Origin of the sequence: Microcystis sp. M49636_WE2, assembly GCF_030065375.1 — a bacterium.
Taxonomy (GTDB): domain Bacteria; phylum Cyanobacteriota; class Cyanobacteriia; order Cyanobacteriales; family Microcystaceae; genus Microcystis; species Microcystis aeruginosa_C.
The window spans coordinates 1-10,733 of record NZ_JASJFG010000383.1 but is presented as its reverse complement, the minus strand read 5'-3'; the positions used below and the strand labels follow the sequence as shown (position 1 = coordinate 10,733).

At 47.7% G+C, this 10,733-nt stretch carries 5 protein-coding genes and 2 tRNA genes; 4 read left to right on the top strand and 3 right to left on the bottom strand.

What is annotated here, in order from left to right; translation table 11 throughout:
- Window positions 1–3,891: DNA-directed RNA polymerase subunit beta' (locus PX484_RS09255; protein ID WP_288103576.1), on the top strand; the 3,891-nt coding region annotated here is incomplete at its 5' end.
- A 526-nt stretch (window positions 3,892–4,417) separates the two neighbouring features.
- Here the strand turns inward: PX484_RS09255 and PX484_RS09250 are convergent.
- The 3 genes from PX484_RS09250 to PX484_RS09240 all read right to left on the bottom strand — a co-directional run bounded on the left by PX484_RS09250 (window position 4,418) and on the right by PX484_RS09240 (window position 5,238).
- Window positions 4,418–4,491: transfer RNA gene (locus PX484_RS09250), tRNA-Pro, on the bottom strand.
- Window positions 4,492–4,531: 40 nt separating this feature from the next.
- Entirely contained in the window at window positions 4,532–5,047 is a 516-nt protein-coding gene (locus PX484_RS09245) for a GNAT family N-acetyltransferase (protein ID WP_002736326.1), read from the bottom strand.
- A 106-nt stretch (window positions 5,048–5,153) separates the two neighbouring features.
- Window positions 5,154–5,238, bottom strand: a tRNA-Ser gene (locus PX484_RS09240).
- A gap of 407 nt (window positions 5,239–5,645) precedes the next feature.
- Here PX484_RS09240 and PX484_RS09235 point away from each other — a divergent pair.
- The 3 genes from PX484_RS09235 to PX484_RS09225 form a co-directional block, all read left to right on the top strand.
- Window positions 5,646–6,407, top strand: coding sequence for a peptidylprolyl isomerase (locus PX484_RS09235; RefSeq protein ID WP_287668471.1), 762 nt, complete (start codon window positions 5,646–5,648; stop codon window positions 6,405–6,407).
- 76 nt (window positions 6,408–6,483) lie between these two features.
- Window positions 6,484–9,453 carry a peptidase domain-containing ABC transporter gene (locus PX484_RS09230; RefSeq protein WP_287668473.1) on the top strand — a complete coding sequence of 990 codons (2,970 nt, stop codon included), beginning with the start codon at window positions 6,484–6,486 and terminating at the stop codon, window positions 9,451–9,453.
- A gap of 194 nt (window positions 9,454–9,647) precedes the next feature.
- Window positions 9,648–10,733 (top strand): biotin/lipoyl-containing protein (locus PX484_RS09225; protein WP_288103572.1); only part of this gene is annotated, 1,086 nt, incomplete at its 3' end.

Here is a 10,733-nt window from a genome sequence, read left to right as displayed (position 1 = left end):
TTTCGTTTCGCTACCAAAGCAGGGGTTTCCATTAGTGTGGATGATTTAACCGTACCGCCGGCTAAACGACAAATGATCGAAAGTGCCGAACAGGAAATCCGGCAAACCGAACAGCGTTATGTGCGCGGGGAAATCACCGAAGTGGAACGCTTCCAAAAAGTAATTGACACTTGGAATAGTACATCTGAATCACTTAAGGATGAAGTAATTCGCAACTTCCAAGTTACCGATCCCCTCAACTCCGTCTATATGATGGCTTTCTCTGGAGCGCGGGGTAATATGAGCCAAGTGCGTCAGTTAGTGGGAATGCGGGGATTAATGGCTAATCCCCAGGGGGAAATTATCGACCTCCCGATTAAGACTAACTTCCGGGAAGGATTGACCGTTACCGAATACGTTATTTCCTCCTACGGGGCCCGCAAAGGTTTAGTTGATACAGCCCTACGGACGGCAGATTCCGGTTATCTGACCCGTCGTCTCGTCGATGTGTCCCAAGATGTCATCGTCCGCGAGGCCGATTGTGGCACCAATCGTTACATCGAATTAACCGCCATGACCGATGGCGATCGCGTGTTAATTCCCTTAAGCGATCGCCTATTAGGTCGTTCCCTGGCTGAAGATGTGGTGGTCAATGGAGAAGTGATCGCCACCCGCAACCAGATTATCGATGATGAAACGGCGGAAAAACTGGGCAAACTGGTGGATAAAATCAAAGTCCGCAGCCCCTTAACCTGTGAAGCAGCCCGCTCGGTTTGCCAAACCTGTTACGGTTGGAGTCTGGCCCACGGTCATCCGGTAGATATGGGGGAAGCAGTGGGAATTATTGCCGCCCAATCGATCGGGGAACCGGGGACTCAGTTAACCATGCGTACCTTCCACACCGGGGGCGTATTTACCGGAGAAGTAGCCCGGCAAGTGCGAAGTCCCTTCGAGGGAACCGTGCGTTTTCTGCCGGGGTTAAGTATCCGTAACGTGCGAACTCGCCACGGAGATGAACGGGATCAGGTGGAGGCACCGGGGGAAATTAAATTAACACCCAAGGATAAAACTAAAGAAACTGTCACCTACTCTTTGACTCCTGGTTCACTGCTATTCGTCACCGATGGGGCAACAGTAAGCGAGGAACAGTTACTAGCGGAAATTACCTCCGATAAAGTCCAAAAATCCACGGAAAAAGCCACAAAAGACGTAACCAGTGACTTAGCCGGCGAGGTGCTATTCTCCCAATTAGTCCCAGAGGAAAAAACCGATCGCCAAGGCAACACCACCCGCATCGCCCAACGGGGGGGATTACTATGGATTCTCTCCGGAGAAGTGTATAACTTGCCAACCGGGGCTGAACCCGTGGTCAGTAACGGCGATAAAGTACAAGTGGGGGATGTTCTGGCGGAAACTAAGTTGGTATCCACTAACGGCGGTTTGGTGCGTTTAGCCCCCAATAGCCGGGAAATCGATATCGTCACCGCTTCCGTGTCCTTGGATCAGGCCGAAGTAAAAGTGGAAAGTAGTGCCGGTCGGGAACAATTTATTATTCATACGGTCGATGGTCAACGCTTCCTGCTGAAAACCACTCCGGGGACAAAAGTACAGAATCATGCCATTGTCGCCGAGTTAATCGATGATCGCTATCAAACCCACACCGGCGGGATGATTAAATACGTCGATATCGAAGTCGCCAAAGGCAGCCGCAAACAGGGTTATGAAATCACCAAAGGCGGCACGATCCTCTGGATTCCCGAAGAAACCCACGAAGTCAATAAAGATATCTCCCTCTTACAGGTGGAAGATGGGCAGTATGTGGAAGCAGGGGAAGAAGTGGTTAAAGACATCTTCTGTAACTCTAGCGGTGTGGTGGAAGTCATCCAGAAAAATGACATCCTCCGGGAGATCATTGTCAAACCGGGGCTGTTATTTATGGATCTCGAACCGGAATCCTCCGGAATTGCCCAAGAACAGTTAATTTACCCCGGGACACAGTTAACCCCTGAAGTCACGATCGAGGAGTTACGGCAAGCGGAATGGGTGGAAACTAACGAGGGTTTGGGGTTACTACTGCGACCGGTACAGGAGTTCACCGTGCAAGACCAATCCACTTCTCCCACCCAAGGTTCCGCTAACCAAGAAGGAGGACGACATATCGAACTGCGATCGGTGCAGCGCATCTTCTTTAAAGACGGGGAAAGAGTTAAATCCGTCGAGGGTTGTCAACTGATCAGCACTCAATTAGTCCTAGAAATTTCTAGCGAAGAACCAGAATCGGTCTCCCATCTGACGGCCGATATCGAGTTAGAACCGATTGAGGACAGCGATTGTCAGCGTTTACAGTTAGTTATTCTGGAATCTCTGGTGATGCGTCGGGATAGTGATGGTGATCCTTTAGGGGGTAATATTCAGACTCGCGTTCTCGTCCAAGATGGCGATGAAATTCCACCAGGAGCAGTGGTGGCCAGAACCGAGATCCAGTGTAAGGAAGTTGGAGAAATTCGCGGGATTCGCAAGGGTAGCGAAGCGGTGCGCCGTCTTTTAATTGTGAGTGACCGTGACGAGTTTACTCTCCCGTTCGCCGTTGCTCCCACCGTCAAAGCTGGGGATCTGGTGATCGCCGAAACCGATATCGGTGCCGGAGTTTTAGCCCCCAATTCCGGTCAAGTGCTGGCCGTTGACAAAACCGCCACCGGCTACGAGATACGTCTGCGTAGCGCCCGACCCTACCGAGTATCGGCTGGGGCAATTCTGCACATCGATGAGGGAGATCTAGTCCAACGGGGCGATAATTTGGTGCTGTTGGTGTTTGAGCGCTCGAAAACTGGGGATATCATTCAAGGTTTACCCAGAATCGAAGAACTGCTCGAAGCGCGTAAGCCGAAAGAGGCTTGTGTCCTGGCACGCAAACCGGGATTTTGCCAAGTGGAGTACCAAGATTCTGAGATCGTCGATATTAAGGTGGTCGAGGATGACGGCACAATCAGTGAATATCCGCTTTTAGGCAGTCAAAACCCTCTGGTGAGCGATAATCAGCGCATCGATGTGGGTCAGGCGTTAACCGATGGTCAGGCTAATCCGCACGAGATTTTAGAGGTGTTCTTTAATTATTATGTGGATAGCTTGGGCAGTTACGAAGCAGCCCTGAAAGCCTTGGAAAAAACCCAGATGTTCCTCGTCGATCAGGTACAGTCGGTCTATCAGTCCCAGGGGATCGATATTGCCGATAAACATATTGAAGTGATCGTGCGTCAGATGACCTCTAAGGTGCGAATCGATGACGGCGGCGATACCAGTATGTTACCCGGGGAATTGTTGGAACTGCGACAGGTGGAGACGGTAAACGAAGCCATGTCAATCACTGGTGGGGCGGCGGCTAAATATACGCCTGTACTACTGGGAATCACCAAAGCCTCCTTGAATACCGATAGCTTTATCAGTGCTGCCTCTTTCCAAGAAACCACCCGCGTCCTCACCGAAGCGGCGATCGAAGGCAAGTCCGACTGGTTACGCGGTCTCAAGGAAAACGTGATTATCGGTCGTCTGATTCCGGCGGGTACTGGCTTCAATTCCCACGAAAACACGGCGGGGATCAGCGATTACACCCCCCCGGAAGAGGAATATAACTACAACAATCGTAGCTATTACGCTGCCCCCGGCGGTATCGGCTTCCCCCCCCGTCCCGGTTTCGGCGATAGTAGTGACGATAGCGATATGATTCTTGACGATCAAACCGCTCGCGCCTACGCTGAGGGTGATGTGGTCGATTTAGAGGATGATGAAATGGCTTTCCTCTCCTCCCGCGGCAGCAGTCGCTTTAGTCGCCAACCAATCAGCGATCGCTGGTCAGCAGCTGATGAGGAAGGGGAGGAGGACGATTTCGAGGAGGATTACGAAGAAGAAGAATAATCCTCTGTCGAGATATTACAAGGAGGAGTGGGAGATATGGGGAAGCAAGGGCAATTTTTCTAGAGAAAAACCCTTGTTATCCCCCAAAAATCTCCTGCTTTTCTCCCCAAACTCCCTAATTTTTTGGCTAATTCATACTAAATCCGGTTATTAAAGACTGATTATCTATTGCCCCTTTTGCCTGTCCTCATAAGTAGGGTTTGCTGAATAAATCTAAAAACCTTGTTGGATAAGAATTTTAGACTTTTTTCCCATCAAAAAGTGCCAGACCTTGGGGTGATCGGGGGGGAAATTTAGGCACTTTTTCCCTGAAAATTAGATAATTGACCCCCTGAAAATCGGTAAAACCCTACACCCCACACCCCACACCCCACACCCTACCCCCACGAAAAACTTTTTGCCGCAAACCCTAAGTAGCCTATACTCAACGGATTTAGTATCACCTGAGTTTGGGAATAAAAGAAGGAAGCCTTTTTTGTCAACCGGAAAGGAGACAAAGTTAAGATTTTAAGAATTTTCTCTCAAGTCGGGATGACAGGATTTGAACCTGCGGCATCCTGCTCCCAAAGCAGGCGCGCTACCAAGCTGCGCTACATCCCGAAATAAACTCCTTTTTTAGTATAGCCTAAGGGCGGCATTCTTAATCGGGATACCAAAACATCCCTTTGATACCTTCGGGATCGAGAACAAAACCGAGACGACGATAGAAATCCACCACCTGCGGATCGGCGAAAAGAGTTATATTACTGATATCCTCACCCCGCAACTTCCTGATCATAAATTTCATTAATGCTTTACCAAAGCCTTTACTTTGATAGTGAGGATGAACAACCACATCCCAGACTGTAGCATTAAAAGCGTGATCGGAAGTGGCACGAGCAAAACCCACTAAACGACGGCGATTACCTCGCACTTCCCACATCGACACCACTAAAAAACTACATTCGATCGCCTTTTTAACTTTGCGTAAAGGACGACGGGCCCAACCCACCGAGTCACAAAGTTCTTCTAACTCATAGAGATCTAGCTCTCGATCGGTACTAAAAAACACTCGCGTCTGTCCGAGGTCATTCTGGGCAACCTCTACCAAGTCTCCGGAATAGTCAGGAGATGCAGTGACTTCCGAGCTATTAAACAATCTTTTCCAAAAAACCATGCCGGGGGGCTACTGCCTCAATATTGTCCTTTTAGCCTAGTATATTTTATTTTCTCCTCTCTACGAACAATCGGGCAACCTGAGTCCAAATTTGATTGGTTGAGTACGGAGAGGGTGGGATTTGAACCCACGAACCATTGCTGGTTACTCGATTTCAAGTCGAGCGCGATCGACCACTCTGCCACCTCTCCAAGGCAGTCAGACCTATATCCTATCATTAGATCTCTTGCATAAATAAAAAAATTTTCCGCAAATGTAGGGAAAAGGGGTGCATATTATAAGGTTAAAGGTTAAAATTTCCCCTTTACCCGACTTCTGCAAGAAGTCTATTCTAGTCAATTAGAGGCGTGATTAGGGGTTTCCGAGCCAGATTTTGGGGAGGCCTATCGGCCGGGCCAATTCCCCTCACCACCCCCGCCGGGATGACCGACTTATTCCTTTAATTTCTGTAATTTTCGGCTTTCACGGGGGAAAACTCAAATTAGAATGGGGGGGAATACCTTGAAATCGCTCTTTTGACGTATAATCACCTCAATAAAATTTAGAAGCTTCTAGAGTTTATAGTTTTAAGCCTTTCTGTGAGGAAAATGTATTTATTATGAGTTCAATTATTGAAATCGGCGACCAAAAAGTTAGCGAGTCAGAGGTATTGCCTCTTTTGGCAAAATATGGTATGTTGCCCCAGTTATTCCGGGAAGTAATTATCGAGCAAGCGATCGCCAATATCAGATGCAATCCCGAAGAAAGAAACGCCGCCTATTCCCGTTTCTATCAAAATAATCAAATTGCCAACGATGAACAAATGAAATCTTGGTTACAACAAAACGGAATGGATTCCGAACAACTAGAATATCTAATTCTTCGGGACATTAAATTGGAAAAATTTAAACAGGAGACTTGGGATAACAAAGTAGAATCCTACTTCTTGCAAGTCAAAAATCAGTTGGATAAGGTGGTTTATTCGCTGATTCGGACAAAAAATATCGGCATTGCCCAAGAACTATTTTTCCGGATACAGGATCGAGAGAATAGCTTCGCTGAACTAGCAAAAAAATACTCCCAAGGGGCAGAAGCAGAAACCGGAGGACTAATTGGACCTGTGGAACTGAGCGCCCCCCATCCCCAGATCGGGCAAATTCTCAAAGCAAGTAAACCGGGGCAACTGTGGCCGCCGGCGCAAGTGGGAGAATGGGTCATAATTGTCCGGTTAGAAAAATACTTATCCTGTGAACTGGATCCTCCCACCCGTCAACGCTTACGCAATGATTTATTCCAACAATGGTTAACGGCTCAAATGCAAACAGTGAAATTTATCTCCGCGTCAAACCCAGTCAATAGCGAGCAGGTATCGATTATATAGCATTTCCTTGCAACACTGGGTAAACCTAGCCTTTTCGCCTAATTATTTGCCAACTTAGTTAATTTTCGCCTAGCTAATGAGTTATACCACCTTAGATTTTACCGCCTTTCTGGAGACTGTACAGCCCTTTGATCGCCTGCCCGTCGAGGTTAGACGTTCCCTCGGCCAGAAATTACAACCCTTTCGCTATGAGATGGGCAATGCGATACTCAAGTGCGACCGCTTACCCTCTCACCTCGTCCTTCTCTACGAGGGAGAGGCCAGACTTTTGGGTTACGATGCTAGGGTTAACAATCCCCTACCAGTTACTTTGGCTAAATTACAGCCGGGGGATTTATTCGGGTGGATGAGTCTTCTGCGCGGTACCCCCTGTGAAACGGTTATCGCTTCTTCGGAAGTCACGATCTGTTTAACCTTAAAAGAAGAGGATTTTTGGTATTTAATCAATAATTACCCCGAATTTAAGGAACATTTCTTTAAAGAAACCTCGATCGCTGAAGTTTATGCTCTCCTAGGCTCCTATCTTAATCAACAGGCCTGGGGTGGGGGGGACCTGAAAGAAATTGCTCAAGCTCTTGTAAACAAAGCTTGTGTGTCCTACAACCAGATTAACGATGATTATCTCTGGTTAGTCAGCGAAAATACCGATAATTATCCTATCGGCACAGTTATCACCCAGAATAATCCGACTAACACCCGTTTATTAGGTCTTTCCTCCAATCAGTTAGACGAATTCCTGACAGTTGCCACCGAAGCGGCCGCAGAAACAGAAACGGATGATATCCTAGAAACCCAAGTCATCAAAGGAAATAAACCCACCCAGGTATTAGATATCCCCCAGGGAAAAATAAGCGACATCACCAGCGATATCGACCTTGAAAAAACTGTCGAGAAAAACCGGAAATCCTATCCCTTTTTCAGGGGAAAAACGGAACTAGAGGCGGTGAGTGCCTGTTTTCAGATGATCTGCAAATATTTTAATATCCCCTTTCGCAAGGACGTGATCCAACGCATACTAGGGGATCAACTGCAAAGAACTGGCAGCCTTTCCCTGCCCCTGTGTGGGGCTGTGGCTGAGGTAGTGGGACTCCATAGCCAATTAGTACCCCTAAATGCTACTTCCTTGCCCAATATCAATCCTCCTGCCCTAATTCGCTGGCAAGACAGCATCGTTATCCTCTACGAAATTAATCAACGGGAAACCACGATCGCCGTTCCCGAACGGGGGATAATTAAACGCAAAACCAGCGAATTTCTGGAATCTTGGGGCGAAAAAGGGGAAGTAATTCTGCTCAAACCCACCAAACACACCCAGCAACAGCGTTTTGGCCTATCATGGTTTTGGCCTTCTGTCAAGAAACATAAACGAGTCTTAATAGAAGTTTTTATCGCTTCTTTCTTCGTGCAGTTATTTGCCCTGGCCAATCCCTTGATGATTCAGGTGATTATCGATAAAGTGATCGTGCAGAATAGCCCGGAAACTCTGAACACCCTCGGGGTTTTCCTCTTAGTAATTGCCGTTTTTGAGGGGATTTTAACCTTTTTGAGAACATCTCTTTTTGTCGATACCACTAACCGCATCGACATGACCCTCGGTTCAGAAATTATCGATCACCTGCTGCGCTTACCCCTGAAATACTTTGAACGGCGGCCAGTGGGGGAAATTTCGACAAGAATCAACGAATTAGAGAATATTCGGCAATTTTTAACAGGCACAGCCCTAACGGTGGTGTTAGATGCCATTTTCTCGGTTATCTACATCGTGGTTATGTTGATCTATAGTCCGATTCTAACCGTTTGGGCCCTGGGAGTCGTGCCGATTTTAGTTCTCTCCACAGCTATTTTCGCACCGATCGTGCGGCGACAACTGCGAGCAAAAGCGGAACGAAACGCCGAAACCCAATCCTATCTAGTGGAGGTGATGACGGGAATCCAAACAGTAAAAGCACAGAATATCGAATTGCGTTCCCGTTGGCAGTGGCAAGAACGTTATGCGCGCTATGTGGCCGAAGGTTTTCAAACGGTAATGACCTCAACTTTGGCTGGTTCCTTTAGTCACTTCTTTAACCAATTATCGGGTTTATTAGTGCTGTGGGTGGGAGCGGCCTTAGTTTTGGACCAAAAACTCACCCTTGGTCAATTAATCGCCTTCCGGATTATCGCTTCCTACGTTACCTCGCCGATTCTGCGTTTGACCCAACTCTGGCAAAACTTCCAAGAAACCGGCTTATCCCTGGAAAGATTAGCCGATATCGTCGATACTCCCCAAGAAGCGGAACTTGATCGCCAAAATATACCCATGCCCTTAATTAAAGGCCATGTCACCTACGAAAACCTCGCTTTCCGCTTCAATCCCCACGGCGCCCTGCAACTATACAACGTCAATTTAGAATTCCCCGCCGGCACCTTTGTCGCTTTGGTGGGAGAAAGTGGCGCCGGAAAAAGTACCGTCACTAAATTGTTAGCCCGTCTCTATGAACCAGAATCGGGACGGATTCTCATTGATGGCTACGATATTAACAAAGTGGAACTCTATTCCCTGCGTCGTCAAATCGGCATGGTTCCCCAAGAAACCCTATTATTTGACGGTACGGTACAGGAAAATATCGCCCTGACTAACCCCGATGCTACTGTGGAGGAAATTGTCTCGGCAGCGAAAACAGCGGCGGCCCACGAATTTATTATGACCCTGCCCAATGGCTATAATACCCGTGTCGGTGAACGGGGAGCATCCCTATCGGGGGGACAACGACAACGGGTTGCGATCGCTCGTTCCGTCCTGCAAAGACCGCAAATTCTCATTCTTGATGAGGCCACCAGCGCCCTCGACTATAATACCGAACGGCAAGTGTGTCTGAATCTCAAAGAAGCTTTCAAGGATCATACGGTCTTTTTTATCACCCATCGTCTAGCTTCGATCAAATCCGCCGATATTATTGTCATGATGGATAAAGGGACAGTAGCGGAGGAAGGCACCCACGAGGAATTAATGGCGAAAAAAGGCCTTTACTATACCCTCTATAAACAACAGGATTCGCAAATCTAGTCAGTCGGGAGACAGGGATTAGGGGATAGGGAAATGGGGAAATGGGGAAATGGGGAAATGGGGAAGTTTCAACTAATACCCCAAAACCCCCCGCAACGCGCACGCAGTGACCACCCCACACCCTACACCCTACACCCCACACCCTACACCCACGAAAAACTTTTTCAGCAAACCCTAAATATAGGAGAATCCCCATGAACGATAATTCTAACAACGGTCAAAACGGCAACGGCAACGGCAACGGTAAAAGCGATGAACTGACCCAAGCGGGCAAAAACGTGGCCACTACCACGAAAAATAAAAGTATTACCCCTTCCTTACCCACTTTCAGCCCACCGGAACAATCGGTGATCCTGAAACAATCGCCCATTTGGTCGCGGACGATTATCTGGACATTAATGAGTGTCACCACTGCCGCTTTAATTTGGTCAGCATTCGCCAAAATCGAGCAGGTGGTGGGTGCCCAAGGACAACTTAAACCCCAGGGCAAAGTGCAAGAAGTACAAGCACCGGTGAATGGGGTAGTACAGGAAGTTAAAGTTAAAGACGGCGATCGAGTTAACAAAGGTGATTTACTGGTTTTAATGGATTCCAGTGCCTCGAAAGTGCAGTTAGAATCCTTGGCAAAAATTCGCGCCACTGCCGAGAAGGAAAATCAATTCTATCGTCTCTTAATGGCGCAGGATTTGACACCGGCACAAGTGGAGAGTTCGATCGCTCAATTAAAATTACCGAGTGAAATCGCCGATTTAGCCCGTAATCGTGCCGTTTTAGTGGCAGAAAATCAACTTTATCAAGCACAGGTCAGTGGAGCTGCTTCTAGCTCTGCTTTACAAGGGGATGAGTTAGCCCGTCTAGCGGCTGCCCGACGGGAGTCCAATTCTCGACAAGCGGCCGCTAGATTGGAAATGGAACAATTAGAAAAACAATTAGCCCAAACCACGGTACAGTTGGCCGATGCCCGCTCGCAATTAATCAATGATCGTTTCGTCTTAGAAGAAATTAAGACTCGTAATGCCAATTCGATGAAGCAGGGCCAAGAAAGCTTGGATATCGAGCGTAATATTCTTAAGGATATTGAACCCTTGGTAGAAGAAGGGGCGGTCGCCCGTTATCAGATCAACAAGCAAAAACAATCGGTAACTGATCGCCAGAATGAATTACAGCAGCAAGAGGCTAACGGCAAAATCGATCGAGAAAAACAAGAGAAAGAAGTACAAACCCGCATCGCCGAAATTTCCCGCCTGGAACAGGAAGAAAAGCGTTATTTCCTGTTGATC